The sequence below is a fragment of the Pseudoflavitalea sp. G-6-1-2 genome (assembly GCF_012927185.1).
GTDB lineage: Bacteria > Bacteroidota > Bacteroidia > Chitinophagales > Chitinophagaceae > Pseudobacter.
Genome location: NZ_JABBGB010000002.1, coordinates 1,746,056 through 1,765,983, shown reverse-complemented (window position 1 = coordinate 1,765,983; position 19,928 = coordinate 1,746,056). Strand labels below are relative to the sequence as shown.

At 47.4% G+C, this 19,928-nt stretch carries 17 protein-coding genes and 1 other RNA gene; 10 read left to right on the top strand and 8 right to left on the bottom strand.

The annotated features are described in order from the left end of the window. Positions 1–13: 13 nt before the first annotated feature. Positions 14–751 (top strand): tRNA pseudouridine(55) synthase TruB, encoded by a 738-nt coding sequence (gene truB, locus HHL16_RS16665; RefSeq protein ID WP_169426310.1) that lies wholly within the window; start codon positions 14–16, stop codon positions 749–751. On the opposite strand, the gene HHL16_RS16660 is transcribed toward truB, so the two are convergent. Then, entirely contained in the window at positions 739–3,039 is a 2,301-nt protein-coding gene (locus tag HHL16_RS16660) for a BamA/TamA family outer membrane protein (RefSeq protein ID WP_169426309.1), read from the bottom strand. The genes truB and HHL16_RS16660 overlap by 13 nt on opposite strands. Before the next feature lie 90 nt (positions 3,040–3,129). Here HHL16_RS16660 and HHL16_RS16655 point away from each other — a divergent pair, with 90 nt between their 5' ends. Further along, on the top strand, positions 3,130–3,861 hold the full coding sequence (locus HHL16_RS16655; protein ID WP_169426308.1) for an RNA methyltransferase: 732 nt from the start codon (positions 3,130–3,132) through the stop codon (positions 3,859–3,861). A 250-nt stretch (positions 3,862–4,111) separates the two neighbouring features. On the opposite strand, the gene HHL16_RS16650 is transcribed toward HHL16_RS16655, so the two are convergent. Then, positions 4,112–5,341 carry an FtsX-like permease family protein gene (locus HHL16_RS16650; RefSeq protein ID WP_169426307.1) on the bottom strand — a complete coding sequence of 410 codons (1,230 nt, stop codon included), beginning with the start codon at positions 5,339–5,341 and terminating at the stop codon, positions 4,112–4,114. A gap of 138 nt (positions 5,342–5,479) precedes the next feature. Here HHL16_RS16650 and HHL16_RS16645 point away from each other — a divergent pair, with 138 nt between their 5' ends. The 4 genes from HHL16_RS16645 to fsa all read left to right on the top strand — a co-directional run bounded on the left by HHL16_RS16645 (position 5,480) and on the right by fsa (position 8,216). After that, positions 5,480–6,781 (top strand): DUF5103 domain-containing protein, encoded by a 1,302-nt coding sequence (locus tag HHL16_RS16645; RefSeq protein ID WP_169426306.1) that lies wholly within the window; start codon positions 5,480–5,482, stop codon positions 6,779–6,781. A gap of 11 nt (positions 6,782–6,792) precedes the next feature. Next, positions 6,793–7,200 carry a hypothetical protein gene (locus tag HHL16_RS16640; RefSeq protein ID WP_169426305.1) on the top strand — a complete coding sequence of 136 codons (408 nt, stop codon included), beginning with the start codon at positions 6,793–6,795 and terminating at the stop codon, positions 7,198–7,200. Between the two features lie 179 nt (positions 7,201–7,379). Next, an RNA gene (gene ffs / locus HHL16_RS16635) (signal recognition particle sRNA small type) lies at positions 7,380–7,479 on the top strand. Positions 7,480–7,538: 59 nt separating this feature from the next. Then, a complete protein-coding gene (fsa, locus tag HHL16_RS16630; protein WP_169426304.1) occupies positions 7,539–8,216 on the top strand; it encodes a fructose-6-phosphate aldolase in 678 nt (225 codons plus the stop codon). Positions 8,217–8,744: 528 nt separating this feature from the next. Here fsa and HHL16_RS16625 read toward each other — a convergent pair. Continuing rightward, positions 8,745–9,131 (bottom strand): hypothetical protein, encoded by a 387-nt coding sequence (locus tag HHL16_RS16625; RefSeq protein WP_169426303.1) that lies wholly within the window; start codon positions 9,129–9,131, stop codon positions 8,745–8,747. Positions 9,132–9,910: 779 nt separating this feature from the next. Between HHL16_RS16625 and HHL16_RS16620 the strand changes: the two genes are divergently transcribed. After that, the gene (locus tag HHL16_RS16620) at positions 9,911–10,777 is read left to right on the top strand and encodes a hypothetical protein (protein ID WP_169426302.1); all 867 of its coding nucleotides are present in this window, start codon (positions 9,911–9,913) and stop codon (positions 10,775–10,777) included. A 654-nt stretch (positions 10,778–11,431) separates the two neighbouring features. Here the strand turns inward: HHL16_RS16620 and HHL16_RS16615 are convergent. The 3 genes from HHL16_RS16615 to HHL16_RS16605 form a co-directional block, all read right to left on the bottom strand. Next, on the bottom strand, positions 11,432–11,623 hold the full coding sequence (locus tag HHL16_RS16615) for a hypothetical protein (RefSeq protein WP_169426301.1): 192 nt from the start codon (positions 11,621–11,623) through the stop codon (positions 11,432–11,434). 320 nt (positions 11,624–11,943) lie between these two features. Continuing rightward, complete coding sequence (locus HHL16_RS16610; protein WP_169426300.1) at positions 11,944–12,249, bottom strand: hypothetical protein; 306 nt, start codon at positions 12,247–12,249, stop codon at positions 11,944–11,946. A gap of 211 nt (positions 12,250–12,460) precedes the next feature. Continuing rightward, positions 12,461–12,880 (bottom strand): hypothetical protein, encoded by a 420-nt coding sequence (locus HHL16_RS16605; protein ID WP_169426299.1) that lies wholly within the window; start codon positions 12,878–12,880, stop codon positions 12,461–12,463. A 150-nt stretch (positions 12,881–13,030) separates the two neighbouring features. Here HHL16_RS16605 and HHL16_RS16600 point away from each other — a divergent pair, with 150 nt between their 5' ends. The 3 genes from HHL16_RS16600 (at position 13,031) to HHL16_RS16590 (ending at position 18,015) form a co-directional block, all read left to right on the top strand. Beyond that, positions 13,031–13,921 (top strand): methylated-DNA--[protein]-cysteine S-methyltransferase, encoded by an 891-nt coding sequence (locus tag HHL16_RS16600; protein ID WP_169426298.1) that lies wholly within the window; start codon positions 13,031–13,033, stop codon positions 13,919–13,921. Positions 13,922–14,067: 146 nt separating this feature from the next. Beyond that, entirely contained in the window at positions 14,068–17,586 is a 3,519-nt protein-coding gene (smc, locus tag HHL16_RS16595; RefSeq protein WP_169426297.1) for a chromosome segregation protein SMC, read from the top strand. 99 nt (positions 17,587–17,685) lie between these two features. Then, the gene (locus HHL16_RS16590; RefSeq protein ID WP_169426296.1) at positions 17,686–18,015 is read left to right on the top strand and encodes a DMT family protein; all 330 of its coding nucleotides are present in this window, start codon (positions 17,686–17,688) and stop codon (positions 18,013–18,015) included. A gap of 49 nt (positions 18,016–18,064) precedes the next feature. On the opposite strand, the gene HHL16_RS16585 is transcribed toward HHL16_RS16590, so the two are convergent. Both HHL16_RS16585 and HHL16_RS16580 read right to left on the bottom strand, forming a co-directional pair. Continuing rightward, a complete protein-coding gene (locus tag HHL16_RS16585) occupies positions 18,065–19,051 on the bottom strand; it encodes a YCF48-related protein (RefSeq protein ID WP_169426295.1) in 987 nt (328 codons plus the stop codon). A gap of 78 nt (positions 19,052–19,129) precedes the next feature. Then, positions 19,130–19,867 (bottom strand): SDR family NAD(P)-dependent oxidoreductase, encoded by a 738-nt coding sequence (locus HHL16_RS16580; protein WP_169426294.1) that lies wholly within the window; start codon positions 19,865–19,867, stop codon positions 19,130–19,132. Between the last annotated feature and the right edge of the window lie 61 nt (positions 19,868–19,928).

Sequence of the window (19,928 nt, the reverse complement as noted above, 5' to 3'; positions counted from 1 at the left end):
TTATCTTCGCCGCATGGAATCTACACCGGTAAACGTATTTGAGCAGGGACAGGTATTGCTGATCAATAAACCATTAACATGGACTTCCTTCGATGTGGTGCGCAAAGTGCGCAGTCTTATCCGCATCAAAAAGGTTGGGCATGCAGGTACATTGGATCCGCTGGCCACCGGGCTGCTCATTGTGTGCACCGGCAAGTTCACCAAACGCATCAACGATTACATGGCCCGCGAAAAAGAATACACGGGTACCATCACGCTGGGCTCTACTACACCTACTTTCGATCTGGAAAGTGAACCCGAAAACTTCAAAGAATACAGTCATCTCACGCATCAGCAATTGCTCGATGCTACAGTGCCTTTCACCGGCGACATTCTGCAGGTTCCACCCATTCATTCCGCTATCAAAAAAGATGGCAAACGCCTGTACGAAATGGCGCGCAAGGGGCAGGAGGTAGTGCCTGATCCAAGAGCCGTTACCATCAAAACATTTGAACTTACAGCGGTTGAGCTGCCTGTTGTGCATTTCAGAGTGGTCTGTTCAACGGGCACCTATATCCGCAGTCTGGCAAACGATTTCGGTGCAGCGCTGGGAACAGGCGGACATCTCAGCAGCCTCGTACGCACGCGTATCGGCGACTTCACCCTCGATCAATCCATGACCATGGAGCAGGTAGCAACTTATATCGATGTAGTAAAAACGCAGCAGGCAGATCAGGCTGAAAACAATACTTCAACCGATCAGAACGGATAACCGATTCCCAATTGAAACTGTCCGCTGCTTAGTGTGAGATTATGGAACCATCCGGAGTTGATGTTCGAATATGCCGGGTTCTTCAGTTTGTATGCCCAATCCAATCTGATAAGGAAGAAATCAAAATCGAAACGAAGGCTGGTACCTCCGCCAACGGCGAGGTCTTTATACAATCTGCCAATCTGGAAACTGGCATCGGAGATCACACTCTTTGATTTTGGATCGGTTTCGTGGCTCCAGATATTTCCCATGTCGAGGAAGAGTGCGCTGGCCACTTTGATACCTGCAACTGTGGTAACATTGAAGCGATACTCCATGTTGAATTCCAGCTGCATATTGCCGAACCGGTCGATGGCCACTGTATCGCCCTTTGCTTCGTACAAAGTAGACGAACCGGGACCGAGCCTTCTGATCTGCCATGCACGCATGCTGTATGGTCCACCTGCGGTGAAGGCTTTGAAGAAAGGAAGGTTGTATTCTTTCACTATCACACCACCAGTATCGGTTTTGCCATATACGAAGCCAACGCCGCCATAGGCGCGGAGTGCCAGCGACGATCTGCGGAAATTGATATAGTGTTTTATCTCGGCATCCATCTTCACAAACCGGCGGAGGGCGCCGAGCTCCAGCGATTTGATCATCCCGAAAATAGCACCGCTCTCTTCAACGCGCGCACGCAGTACAGTAAGTTTCGGACCTCTCTGAATGGCTGTGCTGGCACTTAGTACCTGGCTGATGATCATACCATCATTGAAGGCAAAACGATAGGCCGGAATGATCTGCTCGAACTTGCGGAGGCTATCCGTTTTCACCACACTGGTATACTCGAAGTTGAGCGGAATGTATTGCCAGTTGATCCTCCTTCTGGGTGTTTCGGAATTGCCGCGGAGGCGTCCGCTGATCCATTCATAACCCCAGCTTGCCTTGAAGCTCGGCACCTTGAAGAATTCCCTTCGGTCGGTATAGCTGGCTTCGAGCGCGAGCACCGTACGGGGATTAACCACCCTTTCCTGATTGAACCTGAAAGGAACAATGAATCTGGGGAAGTTGATATTGTGCGCAAAGCTGGCCTGCAATGTCTGCACCAGCTGAGTTCCCAGCTCTATGCCGAAACGTGCATTGGTACTGGTTTGTATGGCTTCGCGATAAGCGTTTCTGTTGAGCAGTCTGAAGTTTACACCCAGTCCGAAGAAGCGGCCGTTGGATAAGAAGTCGCTCACGTTGCGGCTGGCCTCGAAATCGGTGGTAAGGCTCTGCTTCTTGTTGGGATAGAGTCTCAGTGTGGCATCGAGCAGGGGAACGGAATCGTATCGTTCCGTCATGGTAAGATCTACATTCGACCAGGGCCCCAGCTGATTGAAATTATTGATGGTTCTGTAAAACCGCCGCTGTCTGTACAGCGTGCCCGGATGCAGCGAAATATTATCTGCAATGAAAGGCAGCTTGAATTTGCGGGAGTTGTAGTAGAATTTGTATCCGTTTACAGTGGTGGTATCGCGTCTCGACTCGGTGGAATCTTCGAGAATATACAGATCGGGATACACCGATACATTGCCGATATAGAATTTCGAGATCTGCGTACTGTCTTTCGCTGGTCGTTGCTTAAAAACCACATTGATGGTGGGCTTGTCGCGTTTTCTGCGGAGTGAATCCAGCAGTCGTACCTGCTCGAACGGATCGAGGCTGGGATCGATCAGCGCCGCTACAACGGTATCTACCTGTGCGTATACACTTTCGCGTGTGATCTTGTAATAACCGTTATCGCGGAAGCTGGTAAGCAGGCGGTCGATCTCCTGTGAGATGGCTTCGATGGAATAAGCATCGCCTTTTTTCAGTTTGCTGTTACGGATATTTTCAATGGCCAGCGCCTGCAGTTCGGGCGTGGTAAGGGAGTAGCCGATAGAGTCCATTGTCAGCTGAACACCTGGTTCTACCTTGAATGTGATATAGGTGCGATGCCTTTTCTGAACCGTTCGGATGAAAAAAGTATCGGTGATAGTTGAGTGAAAATAGCCCATCGATTTAAGCAGGGCAGTCATGAAAACTTTGGATCGCCCGATATTGAGCGTATCGAATGCTGGTGGACGCACATAGGTTTTGAAAAGACCGCCATAAGAGATCACACGAACCTTGAGGCTGTCGTCGAGCTGATTCTGGAGCTTGTTGGAGAGTTCCCGCTTTTTGTACATGGGCAGTTTGCCCTTTACCTCGATATTGGTTCTGTACACAAAAGTGCGGCCGATCTGGTTCTTTTTTACGATGGGTATGCAACTTGTAGCCAGCATCATACACAGCAGGCCGAAAAGTACCCACCGTGATAACTTCACAAAAACATTAACTTGCTGGCCGGATAGCATCATCACAAAAATCGAAGCGCAATGTTGGTTAAAACGCAGGTCAAATATATTCAAAGTTTAAGCCAGAAAAAATTACGTGATGAAGAAGGCGTATTTGTAGCTGAAGGACCTAAAATTACAGAGGAACTGCTGGCAGCCGGAAATGTTGACCTGGTGCAGTTATTCGCAGAGAACAACTGGATTCAGAAACAGGCATTTTTGCCGCAGGATGCAGTACAGACGGTTACTTCAGACGAACTGCAACGCATTTCTTTTATGCAGACGCCCAATCAGGTGCTGGGCATTTTCAGAAAACCTGTATTTCCGCCGGCTTTGCTGCTCCGGAATAAAATTTCGTTAATGCTCGATACTGTGCAGGATCCGGGCAATCTGGGAACCATCATCCGCTGCGCGGATTGGTTCGGCATCCAAACCGTTATCTGTAGCCGGGATTCGGCCGATGTATTCAATCCCAAAGTGGTACAGAGCACTATGGCCGGCATTGCGCGGGTGCATGTGGTGTACGAAGATCTGCCTGAGTTTTTACAGAAACACGCCGATATACCGGTGTACGCCGCTACGCTGAATGGCACGCCATTGCCGCAGTTGAAGCAGGTGAAGGAAGGAATTCTGCTGATCGGGAACGAATCGAAAGGCATCAGAGAAGAGCTGCTGGAGATGAGTCAGCATAAAGTAACTATTCCAAGAATTGGGCAGGCCGAATCATTGAATGCCGCTGTGGCCACGGGCATTATCCTTTCCCATATTGTATAGAGAACCTAATCCTGATTATTTATTCCGGTAATTGACCTTCCAGGTAACTGGAGTATCCTCGATATCTATTGAGTTTTCCTGATAGTGTAAGGTCCATAAAGGCTCATCCGGAAAGTTATTCATCTGAAGCCAGCATTCTTCTTCGGGGTATGATGTAGTAATATAGACTGCTTTCTTCCCGACAGCAGCATTCCAAATAAGTGGTTCAAACTGTAAAATGTCAATCTTTCTTAACATACATGCTCTGGTGTTACCTGAACTGAATAGCACGTACTGGTTGAACACGCTTAACAATAATAGTAGGAATCAGCAGCACCAAAAAGCAGATCAGGAAAGTGCCTGCATTCACCAGCGCCACCTGCCACCAAACAATATGCACTTCAATTTTGGAGATGTAGTAAGCGTCTTCAGGTAAGGTAATGAGGCTGTATCGCTGCTGCAGCCAGCAGATCACCAGTCCGATGAGATTGCCGAACAGCAATCCTGAACAGATGATCACGGCTCCGTGAAAGAGAAATATTTTCTGAATCATCCAGTTGCTGGCGCCAAGCGCTTTGAGCAATCCCACCATGCGGATGCGTTCCATCACAAGGATCAGCAAACAGGTGATCAGGTTGAGTGTGGCAATCACCACCATAATTATCAGTACAATGGCGATGGTCTTATTCTGCAACCCAAGCCAGTCGAAGATATTAGGGTAGAGGTTCCTGATAGTAGTGCCACGCATGCCCATGGGCAGAGCAGAGATGATCTCGTAATTCACCTCATCCATTGCGTTGTAATCGTTCAGCATCAGTTCGTAACCGCCGATCTGATCGGGCGCCCAGCCATTGAGGCGTTGCAGCAGTCGGAGATCGCCGATGGCGATCATCTTATCATATTCTTCGATGCCGGTTTTGAAAATGCCCGCCACCATTACTTTTCTTGCACGCGCAGGAGATCCGGGCTGAATGAAATACAATTGCAGAGAATCGCCCGCCTTAAGGTGAAGCCGGTTGGCAGTGAATTCCGAGAGATTGATCTCTTTGGCGTAACTGCTGTCGCCAAACTGCACCCATCTTCCCGAAACCAGAAACTTGCCGAGATTATTGAAATGATAACCGGCTTCTACGCCTTTGATCAGTACACCTTCGATGGTTTCTTCTGTTTTCAGAATGGCGCTTCGCGTAGCAAATGGCTGCACCGATGTTATCTGTGGAAACTGCTTTGGCAGATTGGTAACCGAATCGTTCTTGAAAATGGGCGCTTCTTCCGCAATGGATACCCGCGCGCCGCCGAATCCCTGAATGCGGATATGTCCCCAGAAGCTGAATACTTTCTGGCTGATCGTTTCTTTGAAGCCATTGGTGAAGGCGAGGGTGAGTATCATCACCGCCACACTGATAATGGTGGCACCCACCGATAACCTGATCACGAAACGTGAAAACGATTTCTGGGTATTGAATGCAACTCTTTTGGCGATATAGGCGGCGACGTTCAAAGCGGAATGTGTTTTGTACCGGAACCCTTTTCCGGGTTCGGCGCCTCAAAAATAGCCGCTGCGTTCAAATCTGGCGAAAGTTTTTTCTTTATTTATGTTAACATTGTGTCCAGTACATTTATTCAATAAATAGCCAGGATGATGAAAACCTTGTACCTGCTCTGTTGCATGCTGATCTCTGCCAGTCTGATGGCACAGATTCCTGATGCTGTATATTCGTCCAATATCAAGTCTGTACAGCTGTTCCGGAGTGGCGATCAACTGGGATATCCCATCATCCGCCTTAACAGCGGTGACAGAGTAGAGCTGCATTTCGACGAGATCGGGGGAGGAGTGAAGGCCTATTCTTATACTTTCCAGCTCTGCAATGCAGACTGGACGCCCGCCCTGCTCAGCCAGTTCGATTACATGCGGGGGTTTATGCAGCAGCGCATCAATACCTACAGAAGCAGCAGCATCGCATTTACAAGATATACGCATTATCAGGCGAGCCTGCCCGATCAGAATTGTTATCCAACCCGATCCGGCAATTATATCGTTCGCGTTTTTCTCAATAGCGATACCAGCAAGACCATCATCACCAAACGATTGCTGGTGGTGGATGAAAAAGCCAGTACGCCTGCGCAGATTCAGCAACCATTCAATGGCCAGTATTTCAGAACCGGACAAAAAGTGCAGTTCAAAGTGCAGCTGAGTGAGGGACTGAATGTATCCAATCATCTGCAGCAGATAAAAGTGGCCATACTGCAGAACTACCGTTGGGACAATGCGCATGTGAATCTTCGTCCATCATTCTTCTCACGGAACATACTTGAATACAACACCGAGCAGGATGCCATCTTCCCCGCAGGAAAAGAATGGAGATGGCTGGATATGCGCAGTCTGCGATTCCAGAGCGACCGTATCCTCAATGCAAAATATCTTCCCAACAGTACGGAAATATTCATGCGGCCCGATGCCGACCGAAGCAAACAACGATTCAATTTCTTCCGCGATGTAAACGGCATGTACACCATCGAAACAACGGAAAGTCTCAATCCGCTCTGGCAGATCGATTACGCAACGGTGCATTTCGCATTCGCTCCACCGAACAATATGCCATTCCCTGATAAAGACGTATATCTATTCGGACAAATAACCGACTACAACCTCAACGATTCCGCGAAAATGGTTTTCAATGAGGAGAAAGGCATGTACGAAACCAGTCTTTTTCTGAAGCAGGGATATTACGATTACACGTATGTAACCATCGATCGCAACGACCCCAAACGTCAGGCATCATTCGATTTCACCGAAGGCAATTATTGGGAGAGCGAAAACGAATACCTGATACTGGTATACTTCAGACCAATCGGAGGCAGAGCAGATGAACTGATCTGCGTGGGAAGAGTAAATTCCTATACCGGAAGACAAGGCATAATGCGAGGACAGAGCTACTAAAAATATCAAACATGAAAATTATTCTTGAGCCGGGAAACGGTGTGAACTTATTCAGATTGGGCAATAAGATCGATATATACAAGAGTATATACGCATATGAATTTATACCAGCTGAAGATGATGATGAGTGGGATGGATACGACTTTTTCGATGGCGGTGTAGAAGTGAATGTAGACAAAGAATCCGGAGAGATCGTTGCCATTGCGTGCCGCGACAATTGTTATTACAACGAGGTGAACCTGATCGGATACAATTTTGCATCTTTTCTCAAAATGATCGATCAGCCCGAAGCCGAACTCACCAAAGAAGAGATCTGGTTAACAGATGATGAGTTGCAGACAGTAGTTGAAATAGACGAACTGGAAATTCAGGTTTGGGTAAATTCAGAGGGAAATATTGCCATGATATATGTTGGCTGATACGCCATTCGGCGAACAGAATTTACAATTCTGTGGCAATTGCCCTTGAAATGCAGTGTGGCTGTAATGCAGGCTGCATAAAGGTTTCAGGCTGATTGAAGAAAAAAACTCAGCATTGATTTTCAATATTTTGATCAATTGTGTGCTGAAATCAATTGATTTCTCCCTATCTTTGCGGCCGGCAGGTCTTACACGACCAGCTCCTGCTGAACCCCCCCAGGACCGGAAGGTAGCAAGGGTAGGCGGTTGTAGCGGTGCGATGTAAGTAATCTGCCGATTTTTTTTTCTATATTCCCTCCAATTTATCTCCGTACACAGATATCAAAATTGAATCCGATATGAAATTCTTCATAGATACAGCAAACATTGCACAGATCAAAGAAGCACACGATCTTGGAATTCTCGACGGCGTTACTACCAACCCATCTCTGATGGCTAAAGAAGGTATCCGTGGTGAAGAAGCAATTGCTCAACACTATCTCGCAATCTGCGAGCTGGTAGACGGCGGCGATGTTAGTGCTGAAGTTATTTCTACAGACCTGGAAGGCATGATCGAGGAAGGTAAAAAACTCGCTGCCATCCATCCGAATATTGTAGTGAAAGTTCCGATGACCAAAGACGGTGTGAAAGCGCTGAAATGGTTCTCAGACAACGGTATCAAAACAAACTGCACACTGGTTTTCTCTGCAGGTCAGGCAATTCTGGCTGCCAAAGCAGGTGCAAACTATGTTTCTCCTTTCATCGGCCGTATCGACGACAGCAGCTGGGATGGTGTACAACTGATCGAGCAGATCGCGCACATCTACAGCCTGCAGGGTTTCAAAACTGAGATCCTCGCTGCCAGCATCCGTAACCCGCTCCACATTGTGAAATGTGCAGAGGTTGGCGCTGATGTTTGTACTTGTCCGCTCGATGCAATCCTCGGTCTGCTGAAACATCCGCTGACTGATATCGGTCTGGCTAAATTTGTTGAAGACGCTAAGAAAATGCAGGCTGATACAGCTGCAGTAAAATAAATTCAAACGGGCGTCAGGTATCTGGGGTTAAATGCACCTTGTGCCTGGCTCCTGAAAGGGCAAAGTGAACGTTGGTTCGCTTTGCCCTTTTTTGTTGAGCCGGTTTACCGTCGAGGTGGGGGTTGGTTAAATTGGGTTTTGATTTGGGGCCGTGCCGGGATATGCAGAACCAGTCCTACAACCAGGCCGGACAGGGGTTACCTCCGATGGGGCTTTTGGGGAAGGGGGATTAAGCGGTGGTGCAGAGCCGGACGGTTGAGCAACCTGGTCGAAGGTCCTGGTCAGCATATCCCGCTCCCGGCCCCGGTACCAGCTGAGTGGGCATCTGGTGGAATCCCTGTTTTTAGATTTTTGCATCAATTTGAGAGGGAGGGAGGAGGGGGCTTCTGTGCAACGAGCGGAGTAAAGGCGGTTTTGCTGCTGCAAATACTTCGCGGGTGTCCTGTCTCTCGGTCTCGCGATTGACTTATATTTCTTCGCCGCTGGCGATGTTTTGACGGTTTGGTGTTAGCTGATCTTGGTTTCTAATTATCCTGCAAGCTTGTTGCCGATCGGTATAACTCTACAGGCTGCTTCTGATGCTTCCGGTTCCGGCGTCTTATCCGGGCAGATGATCAGTAAGTCCTTCAGGGCAATCATTCGAAAATGCCCGTTGGCGGCGAAACCGCGTTTCATCAGCCATTTCCCTCTGAATCGGATATAAGGAATATGCGTATCGCGGCCCGGCAGATAAACGCGGCTGGTGCTGAACCTGCGGGAGTACGGAACACCAATAAAATCATGCTGAATAAATACGGATAGAACCGAGCGGAGTTGCTGAACAGCCTCCAGCATTGTTTGAAATTGCGCTTCGTTGGCTGCTTTCTTACCGATACTGATATTCTGAACGGCTTCTTGTTGAGCATTCTTTAACATAAATAAAGAGTTTCATTAGGTTAAGAATAACTACGGCTTAGGGCGGGTTGGGCCGGTAAGGCCATTTTTGTATGTGGCTCTTTAGCACGCAGCTTAGGCTGCGGCAATATTTTTCATTATTGTAACTGGGGCAGGTCAATGGCTGCTTACAGAGGGAGTGCATTGCAATGGCTTTCGTAATACAGCATAGGAATGGATCATCAATCAGGGATGAATTCAGTACAACCGAAGACAAAAAACTGAGGAAGGTAAGAAGGGAACCCTAAGCTGGGGGAATGAATACAACTATAGGGTTGAACCTACCTTACTCCTTTGCAAAACTGGCTTCTGACGGCCCCGCCTTTCGGCGGCCACACCACAAAGGAGCAAAAGTAGGCCCAACCCTATAGTCGTTAGTATAGAGCAACCGGGCGCTACATTTGATCTTGCGATGTGGTTAATTGTCAGAATTATTTTGCAAGACGTTTATGTATAAGCGCACTAAATCGTACAGCTAAAGTAGATAGAAAGAAGAGCATGGCAGCGGGAAAAATAACGCCAGTTTGCGTTTTTTTTCCCGCTGTTATTCGGAGATAATTTTGTATTGGGCTTAACAGAGCTCTTCCGCAATTGCCCGCAATTCCATATCCCGCAATGCAGGTATTCCCGGAAAGGGATAATCGCTGTTTTAAGTAACCACAAATGCAACACCGATACAGGTTTTAACATCTTCTGAATATTTATCGCTGCTTCTCTTTATTAGATTCATATATCATTTCCTAATACATAAACCTTACGTTATGGCTATTCAAACAGGAAAAACAAAATTCACCGGCAACCTCGGCGGTGACCTCATCGGCTACTATCGAAACGGAAAACATTGTCTGCGCAGCATGCCTGAGCATGTATCACAAACTGATGCTACACGCAGTGCAGCGAAGGCATTCGGAGATGCAAGCCATACCGGCAAGCTCATCCGCCAGGCATTAGCGCCATATCTCAAAGGAAAGAAAGATGGCAGCCATGTAAACCGCCTCAACAAAAAACTCATCGAAGAAGGTGTAGAAGGATTACGTGGTTTTCGTTTCAATCAACAAACCCGCATAGCAAATTTCGTATCCTCCCATATGCCCGACACTGACAATATCCTCCGCATCAGATACATCCTACCTCCCAGGCTGTTGCGTGTTACGCATATGGAGATCAAACTTATTGCCATGAGGATCGATCTGGCAACAGGCAAAGTGAATAACCTCAGGGAGCATGCGTTCACCCATGAATTTACAGCAAAGAATGAAGATAAGCCACTGGAAACTCCCCTGCTATTCGATGCGAATGTTCCCGGCAAAGGCACACTGATGGTAGTGTTGCAGGCCAATCCTTATCAGGGCAAATATCCTTTGTACGATAAAAGATTCCACTGTACGGAGATCATCAAGGTAGAAGTACCGCCTATAGATACGCTCAGCAAAAAACAGCGCAGACAACTTCGTTACAAACAACGTCAGCAACAGCAGCAAAAACAACAGGTAAAACAACCTGCCTCAAACGCAGTACTGGCACAATATTCGCGGCAATCTGATAGTGAAGAAAGCATGCAGCAGATACCTGATGCAATACGCAACGGATTATCTCACGATACTCGTCTGAAAGAACAAAGAGAATAGCACATTGCTTTCTCTCAGCACTTCGTTGAATAATTAAGCGAAGCATTTTAGGGCGAACCGATTCAATTTTTCTCTCCGGAGCAAGCCTCCAAAAACCCTTATTATCTCAACCATCGTTTTTTGATCTATTCCACCCGAAATCTTCCCGAAATGTCATTGCATTCATCATCCATTTTACTCCAACAGCTGCTGTATGCATCATGCAATAGCAAAGCTGTCCTTCCAAACACCTCCGCAAAGACGTTCACCTCAATTCCAGCTCGCTTCCAGATCAAGTCCACGTCATATCCACGTTGCTCCGGACCTCACTCAGTACTTACTCTCTCCTTACTCCGTTAGTGCTTCGACTCCTATTCATGGTCTATCCATGGTTATAGTATGGTATGCTCGTGGTCCGCAGGCATAACTCTTCTTCAGAACGGCCATTGCCAACAACAAAACTGCCGGCTGAATCTGATTCAGCCGGCAGTTTTGTTGTTTAATAAGTTCTTTAAACAGACTTTACTAATATCACTTTCATATGTCATTTCCCCAGTTAGTTCGGGGGTTATTTTTTGAGAGAGTTCCATACTAAGTTAATTTCTTCTATTGACGCAGCTTTCATTGGTTAATACTTTGGTTATTTGAAGTCTCCCTGATCTTTGATGTAAAACGCTATTGCCGCGATTCGGGTAAGAACGGCTTCTCTAACACTAACTTTCCTTCGAACCATAGTTCAATTAGTTTGTGACCACGCTTCCTGGCCTCATCAATCGTAAGTAATCTTTCGCCAGAAATTTTGCGGCTCTTAGGGCGCTGCAACTCTTTTTTTAGCGGAGCGTGTTTCTTGTTAATATTTGTTTTCATAAGACCGGTATTTTTCTAGTTATACAATTTTTTTATATTCAATAGAACGTAGCTTCAGAGCTATTTTCGGCGTTTTCTGCGCTCTTGAGAACCCTGAGGTTTCACTATTTCCTCTACAGTTTTTAAGAACATCGGGATCCGGCAATTTTTTCATAAAAATTGTTATCGCCTGTCTCTTTGTAAAATTCTCTTTCAGCACAGTAATCACCACCACGCTATCTATATGGGATGTTCAATTGATGCACCTTGTGCTTGGCTCCTGAAAGGGCAAAGTGAACGTTGGTTCGCTTTGCCCTTCCTTGTTTAGCCGGTTTAAATCATTACTTGCTGACGAGATACTTCGTTACAGCAAAATCGCTGACGATGATCTCGTGGAGGAGATCCAGATAAGCTACTGAGTATTTTTTTCTGAAAGTGGCGCAACGGTAGTTCTTTTGGCGCCAGTTAGGGAAACTGCAAAGCCTGTGAGTGACTCTTTTTTCTGAAAGGCCTGAAAAGAGATCGAAAATGTCGTTGATAAACTTCAGGGCAGTTTGGGCCAGTCCCTGGTTTTTGATAAAAGATGCAATTGCTGAGATGTGTTCAATAACACGTCGATGGATGGAGACTTCTTTTCTGCGGACCATTTTTCATAGAGTTTTAGCGCAAGCTCTCTTCCTTCCTCTACCGTTAGCTTTCTATCGGTAGAAAGTTTGAGCCGTTTAACGGACTGCAACTCTTTTTTCAGAGGAGCTTGTTTCTTGTGGATATTTGTTTTCATAGATCATGTTTCACCGAAATTACATCTTATTTATATTCGTTCAAATTTTTTTATTCCGCTGTAACCCTTGCCCCGCGCTAGTTTCGCCTTCTTTTGCGTCCTTGAGAACTCTGAGGTTTCATTATTTCCTCTACAGTCTTCAGTACATCAGGATCCGGCATTTTTTTCATAAAAATTGTTATCACCTGTCGCTTCTCAGAATTTTCTTTCAACACTGCAGTCACTACCACACTATCCGCAGTGAATGTCGAATCGAAGATCAGATTGCAGCCCTCGAACCGGCCTCCTGTGCTGCTGAATTTTATTTCCTTGTCGGAGAGTGGGAGCCATTGTCCGCTGGCAAGTTTTGCATCTACATTGATGTAATTGTAAACGCCTCCTTTTTTGAGGCTGTCTGTGTAAAGATGAAAGGCGATGCTGTCGATCTTTGGTTGCTGCGCACGCAGCTGAGCAAAGCCTGTGAAAAAAAGTACGGTTGTTATGAGGATGTATTTCATATGTTCAATGTTGCGCGGCTACAAGTTAGCAAATTTAAAGGGAGCCGCCCGCCTGTTCTCACTCAGACGGCTTCAGCAAGAAACGGGTTGCCACCTCTCTGCAATCGGCTCAAATTTGTATCATCATTCATCAACAAAAACCTTTGGTATATGTTACTGAATACAAAACTTTACGAGCCATTGACATCTGCACAGCATCAATACGAAACCATTGCGAAGGCAATTGAATACCTGTACGAACATTTCAGGGAACAACCCGATCTCGAAGAAGTGGCGGCGCAGGTGCATGTAAGCCCTTTCCATTTTCAGCGCATGTTCACCGACTGGGCTGGCATCAGTCCCAAACGTTTCATGCAGTTTCTTACAGCCGATTACCTCAAACAGCGGATGCGCAATTTCACCAGCATCGCCGATGCAGCAGATGATGCAGGCCTCAGCAGCCAGAGCCGCGTATACGATCTATTTGTAACCCTCGAAGGTGTTACACCGCAGGAATACAAAGAAAGCGGGGGAGGAATTACCATTGCCTACGGATTTCATGCAACGCCATTTGGTGAAGTGATCATCGGCGCTACCAACCGTGGCATCTGTCATCTTCATTTTGTACCGGATGGTCAACATCAAATGGCTATCGCGCAATTGCAGGCGAGCTGGGAGAATGCAGTACTGCTTCATCAGCCGCAAAGGACAGCAGCCTATGTGGAAACGATTTTCCATTCATCCGGTAAAAACGAAAAACTCCACGTATTGGTGAAGGGCACCAACTTTCAGGTGAAAGTCTGGAATGCATTACTGAAGATCCCGGCCGGAACCGTAACCACTTATCAGGATGTTGCCAGAGAGATCGGCAGTCCGCGCGCCATGCAGGCCGTAGGATCTGCTGTGGGCGCCAATCCCGTTGGTTTTCTCATTCCATGTCACCGTGTGATCCGCAAAAACGGCGCACTCGCCGAATACCTCTGGGGTCCCGAAAGAAAGAAAGCCATTCTCGGATGGGAGCTCTCAAGAGGCATTATTGTGCCCGAAACGCCCATTTTATAGCCATTTCCGCTCTTTTTATCCCCATGAACTGCACAAGTGAAGTAATGGTGCATAAGTAATTACCCCAAAAAAAGCAAGGATCAAAACCCGCACGTATTTTGTACCTAAATGCTGTTATATTTGCTGTCCTTTAAAAAAATTGACACGTGCGATTAAAGAGTTTAGAAATTAAGGGCTTTAAAAGTTTCGCGGATAAAACCGTGCTGAACTTCGATACCGGTATCACGGGGGTTATTGGCCCTAACGGATGCGGAAAGAGTAATATCATCGACTCCATCCGCTGGGTGATCGGTGAGCAGAAGATCAGCCATCTTCGAAGCGAAAACCTCGAAAGCCTGGTTTTCAATGGCTCCAAAACCCGCTCTGCCAGTGGGCTCGCGGAAGTAAGCCTTACCTTCGAGAACACCAAGAATCTCCTCCCCACGGAATTCAACACTGTTACCGTAACACGTAAATTCTATAAGAGCGGCGAATCTGAATACCGCCTGAACGATGTTCAGTGCAGGTTGAAAGATATCCAGAACCTCTTCATGGATACCGGTGTGAGTACCGACAGCTATGCCATCATCGAGCTCGGCATGGTGGATGAGATCATCAAAGACAAGGAGAACAGCCGCCGGCGCATGCTGGAACAGGCCGCCGGAATCACCATTTACAAAACACGTAAGAAAGAAGCCAAGCAAAAGCTGGATGCCACTGAGCAGGATCTCAACCGTATCGAAGATCTGCTCTTTGAAATCAACAACCAGCTGAAGAGTCTGGAAAACCAGGCCAAGAAGGCTGAAAAATATTACGAGATCAAGAAAGAGTATCGTGAATACTCCATCGAGCTGGCAAAAGCCTCCCTCGAAGGATTCAACCTTACCTACCGCGATCTCAACCAGCAATCTGAAACTGAAACCGATAAGAAGATCCGACTCGAAGCCGTGATCGCCAACGAAGAAGCCGGCATCGAAGCAGAAAAAGTAGGTTTCATCGAAAAAGAACGCGCCCTGCAAAGCATGCAGCACGAGTTCAACGATCTGCTGGGCGCTCTCCGCACCAAGGAGAACGACAAAAATCTTGCTTCCCAGAAACTCAATTTCCTCAAAGAAAGAGAGGCAAGTCTCGTTGAGTTCCTCGACAAAAGCGAAGGAACCCTCAAAGGCCTCGAAGAGAGCATCGAATTCACCAAATTGCAGGTAGAAGAAGAAGAAGGCAAACTCGAAGGGCTGCAACAGCAACTCGAAGACCTGAAAGATTCTTCCGAAGAGAAACGCAGCATCTTCGATCAGAAACGTGTGCATGTAGACGGTCTCCGCAGCGAGAACCTCAGCATGCAGCGCAATCAGTTCGAGGCCGAGAAGAAAGTAGCCGTAGCGGATACTTCCATCAACAACCTGCAGAACAGCATCGCGCAGATCGAAGAAGAGAAAGAAGCCCGCCGCAGTCAGCTTAAGCAGCTCGAAGAAGAAATGATGACGCGTGAGCAGGAACTCGAAAGCCGCAAACGCGATCTGCAGCAACTGCAGGAGCATCACGAGCGTACCAAAGAGCAGATTCTGCAAACGCAGTCCGAAATGGAAACACTGCGTCAGCAACTCGCCGAAGAAAACCGCAAACTCGATAGCAAACGCAACGAATACGATCTGCTGAAAAGCCTCATCGATTCGATGGAAGGTTATCCTGAGAGCGTGAAATTTCTCCATAACAATCCCAACTGGAACCATACTGCACCCATTCTTTCCGATATCATCTATGTAAAGGAAGAATACCGCGCAGCTGTGGAGAACGTGCTGGAACCGTACCTCAACTACTACGTGGTGAACAACCTCGAAGAAGGTATGCAGGCCGTTCATCTCCTCGACAACAATAAAAAAGGGAAGGCCAACTTCTTCCTGCTCGATAAGCTCGCCCATGGCAGCGAACAGCACGGAGCACCCACCGATACCATCCCTGCCATGCAGGTGATCGAAGTGGATGCACAATACCGTCAGCTGGCCGAGCACCTGCTGGGCAATGTGTTCATCGCAGAGAACGAATCTGCCCTGAACAACAGCAACGGCGCAGTGATACTCGAAAAAACCGGTAAGTATGTAAAAGGGAAATTCTCCCTCACCGGTGGTAGCGTAGGGATCTTTGAAGGAAAGAAGATCGGCCGTGCCAAGAACCTCGAGAAATTATTCGAAGAGATCCAGGCGCAGGAAAAGATCGTGAACGAGTTGAAAGCCGGCATCCAGGCCAAGCACAACGAAGTGATCGGTTACAACGAGCAACTGAAAGAAACCGCCATCAAACAGGCGCAGGAAGATATCAACCGCCTCACCAATCAGGTGTTCTCATTGCAGAACAAGATCGAGAGCCTGCACGGATTGCAGAGTTCTTCGCAGAACAGAATGGAAAGCCTGCAGGAGAACCTGCAGAACACTTCTGCTTCTATCGAAGGAACCCGCAACGAGTGGATGCAGCTGGTAGACAAACTCAATGAGATCCGCGAAACATTGCGCGTAGCGGAAGAAGAATACAAATATGCTGAAAGCCAGTACCAGCAGGCTACTGCATCGTTCAACGAATTCAACCTGCAGGTAACCCGCCAGCATAGCCGCATCAATCAGCTGAAGCAGGAACTGGAGTTCAAAGGCAACCAGCTCCGCGATCTCCGCACACAGATCGAAAGCAACAACACGCAGCTGAAAATGACTGCCGAAAATATCACCGAGAATGAAGCCGTACTCGCCAGTGCAGAGAATGGCCTCGTGGATATGATGCGCAAAAAAGAAGAAGAAGAAAAACGTCTCAACGAAGCCGATCAGGCTTTCTATAACATGCGCAATGCGCTCAATGAGAAAGAGTCCGAGCTGCGCGCCAGGAACAAAGAGCGCGAACAACTCGAACACCTGCTCAGCGAGATCAAAGACAAGCTCACCGAGCTGAAGCTGCAACTCGCAGGTATGAAAGAAAGGCTGAACGTAGAGTTCCGCATCGATCTGGACGAGATCATCGATCAACCCAGATCAACAGAAATCCCTACCGAAGAGCTGCAGGAGAAATGTGATCGCATGAAGAAGCGTCTGGAAAACCTCGGCGAGGTGAACCCAACCGCTATCGAAGCCTTCACCGAAATGAAGAAACGTTATGAGTTCATCCTCGAACAGAAGAACGACCTCGTAACTGCCAAGGAAAGTCTGATGCAAACCATTCAGGAAGTAGAAGCCACTGCCAACCAGCAGTTCCTCGATACTTTCAATGCGGTGCGCGAGAACTTCCAGAAAGTGTTCAAGGCGCTCTTTACGGAAGACGATACGGCGGATATGATTCTCGTAAATCCGGAGAACCTGGCCGAAACAGGAATCGATATCGTGGCGAAGCCCAAAGGCAAACGTCCAAGCTCCATCACACAGTTGAGCGGTGGTGAGAAAACCCTCACTGCAACAGCGCTGCTGTTTGCGATCTATCTCATCAAACCAGCTCCGTTCTGTATTCTCGATGAGGTGGATGCTCCGCTTGATGATGCCAACGTTGGCAAGTTCACCCAGATGATCCGCAAGTTCTCCGAAGAGAGCCAGTTCATCATCGTAACGCACAATAAAATGACCATGAGTGCGGTGGACGTTATCTACGGGGTAACCATGCAGGAGCCGGGCGTGAGCAAGCTGGTACCGGTGGATTTCCGCGGTCTCAATTAAGTTACTAACGTTTACATATAGATCGTGATATAGAAGCCCGTCATTGCACGGGCTTTTCTTTGCACAGCAAAAAAACATCATTCAGAAAGCAGTACGATAATGAAAACAATACTCTTACTGGTTCTCTCCAATATTTTCATGACCATCGCCTGGTATGGCCACCTCAAGAATACCAATGTACCACTCTGGAAAGCCATCATCGTAAGCTGGGGCATTGCCTTCTTCGAATATTGCCTGATGGTGCCCGCTAATCGCTGGGGCTTCACCAATGGTTTCAATGGGTTTCAGCTGAAGATGACGCAGGAAGTGATCACGCTGGTGGTGTTCACTGTTTTTGCAGTGGTGTATCTGAAAGAGCCCTTCCACTGGAAATACCTGGTGAGCTTTGCGTTTCTGCTGGGAGCGGTCTACTTCATGTTCAAGAAATAAAAAACGGGCAACCATTGGCTGCCCGCAATATGTTTTGCTGAGTATGTTTTTAATAGATCAGCTTAGACACTTTGCCATCTCCGGCAAGGAAAACAGATCTGCCTGTTTTGCTGCGTTTCACCGCATTGTAGCTGTCTTTTGAAATCTGCGTCCAGTGCATGCCGATATCACCTGAAATATCTACACCTGTTGTACCGCAGCAGATGAGCTGTCCGGCAGCGATGAATTCAACACCGCTCATGTATCCGCTGGGTGGAGCAACCGGCGTGCGGAACGAACCAGGCTGCGACAGTTTAAACATCACACAGTTGCCGGCAGTTTCCTTTGGAGCCATATAATCTCCGCCTACCACAGCCACCTGATCTTTGTAGATGGCAAATGAATATGCACCGGTGGTTTCTTTTCCTTTTGCCATTGGCAGTTCCACTGCAGAACCGGGTTGCAGCAATCTGGAGATGGTGCCGCCGGATACTGCGATGAATTTATCTTTTCCCTGTAAGATGATATTGGTGCCGCTGGCTGCAAAGAATGCTTCGCCTTTTTGTACATTGATGGCATCACCTTTATAGGGTGCCCAGGAGTTGCCGCCATCTTTTGTAACGCGGAGATATACCTGTCCGTTTATCGGATCTCCCACTACAATGCCATTCTTCGCATCTGAGAAATCCATGGCATCCAGAAATACGCCTTTAGTGGTATCGGTGAAAACAGTTGTCCATGTTTTACCGCCATCAGTTGTTTTGAGAATATTGCCGGGTTCGGCCACTGCGATGATCACGGCTGTGTTCTCATCGAATGCTTCGATGTCGCGGAATTCGCGTTTTTCAAATCCGGGTACTGTTATCCAGTTCCAGGTTTTTCCTCCGTCGAGGGAACGGCCTACTGTGCCGCCGCTTCCGCTCACCCAAACGATATTGTCGTTCAGCACGCTCAGTCCGCGCATGCTCGATTTAACGCCTGTAGCAACGGTTTCGATAGTCTGTGAAAATACAGAACAGGATAGGAGTAAGCTAGCCACTAACAATCTGATGCGCATAATGCAAATGATTTAGAAGAACTAAAATAAGCATTATTTACTGTAACGGTAATCCCCGCAAACCAGTAGAAATTTTCACTACCAGGGAATCTCTCCTGTAACCGGGTTGTATTCTTCGCTGAAGAATTTTCCTGTTGGACCGTTTTCATCCACTATGGCATACTTCACAACTCTTGCAGCTGCATCTTCAACAGTGCCTGTACCTCTGTGATTATTGAAATCGGTTTTGGTGAAACCTGGGTCTACAGTATTTACTTTGAAGGCAGTATCGCGCAGGTCGTACGCCAGTGTGATGGTATACATATTGAGCGCAGATTTGGACGGAAGATAGGCTGCGCCTTTCAGGTCGTAGTACGCAAAGGCAGGATCGCTGTGCAGTGTGAGCGAACCCATGGCAGAGCTTACATTCACGATGCGCGGAGCAGGTGCATTGCGCATCAGGTCTACAAAAGCCTGTGTAACGCGGATCACACCAAACAGGTTGGTTTCAAAAACTGTCTTTACCGTTTCGATATTCACGTTGGTAGCGCTTTGCGGGAATCCTCCGGACATGCCTGCGTTGTTGATCAGCCCATCCAGTACTTCCGTTTTCTGTCCAAGTATTTCGCGTGCTGCTTTCACGGATGTTTCATCTGTAACGTCGAGCTGAATCACTTCGGTATTGGAGTATCCTTCTGCCCTAAGTTGTGCTGCTGCTTCCAGCCCGTTCTCAACACTGCGGCTGCCGAGATAAACGAAGTATCCAAGTTGCAGTAGTTGACGTGCTGTTTCTAGTCCGATGCTTTTGTTGGCTCCTGTTATCAGTGCGTGTTTCATTTGTATCATTTTTAATTCGATACAAAGATGAAATGGGGCAGGAAGAAAAAAATTACCATAT

Coding starts and splice junctions, on each gene's coding strand:
- truB (WP_169426310.1), top strand. CDS start 14: ATGGAATCTACACCGGTAAACGTATTTGAGCAGGGACAGGTATTGCTG.
- HHL16_RS16660 (WP_169426309.1), bottom strand. CDS start 3,039: ATGATGCTGGCTACAAGTTGCATACCCATCGTAAAAAAGAACCAGATC.
- HHL16_RS16655 (WP_169426308.1), top strand. CDS start 3,130: ATGTTGGTTAAAACGCAGGTCAAATATATTCAAAGTTTAAGCCAGAAA.
- HHL16_RS16645 (WP_169426306.1), top strand. CDS start 5,480: ATGATGAAAACCTTGTACCTGCTCTGTTGCATGCTGATCTCTGCCAGT.
- HHL16_RS16640 (WP_169426305.1), top strand. CDS start 6,793: ATGAAAATTATTCTTGAGCCGGGAAACGGTGTGAACTTATTCAGATTG.
- fsa (WP_169426304.1), top strand. CDS start 7,539: ATGAAATTCTTCATAGATACAGCAAACATTGCACAGATCAAAGAAGCA.
- HHL16_RS16625 (WP_169426303.1), bottom strand. CDS start 9,131: ATGTTAAAGAATGCTCAACAAGAAGCCGTTCAGAATATCAGTATCGGT.
- HHL16_RS16620 (WP_169426302.1), top strand. CDS start 9,911: ATGGCTATTCAAACAGGAAAAACAAAATTCACCGGCAACCTCGGCGGT.
- HHL16_RS16615 (WP_169426301.1), bottom strand. CDS start 11,623: ATGAAAACAAATATTAACAAGAAACACGCTCCGCTAAAAAAAGAGTTG.
- HHL16_RS16610 (WP_169426300.1), bottom strand. CDS start 12,249: ATGGTCCGCAGAAAAGAAGTCTCCATCCATCGACGTGTTATTGAACAC.
- HHL16_RS16605 (WP_169426299.1), bottom strand. CDS start 12,880: ATGAAATACATCCTCATAACAACCGTACTTTTTTTCACAGGCTTTGCT.
- HHL16_RS16600 (WP_169426298.1), top strand. CDS start 13,031: ATGTTACTGAATACAAAACTTTACGAGCCATTGACATCTGCACAGCAT.
- HHL16_RS16590 (WP_169426296.1), top strand. CDS start 17,686: ATGAAAACAATACTCTTACTGGTTCTCTCCAATATTTTCATGACCATC.
- HHL16_RS16585 (WP_169426295.1), bottom strand. CDS start 19,051: ATGCGCATCAGATTGTTAGTGGCTAGCTTACTCCTATCCTGTTCTGTA.
- HHL16_RS16580 (WP_169426294.1), bottom strand. CDS start 19,867: ATGAAACACGCACTGATAACAGGAGCCAACAAAAGCATCGGACTAGAA.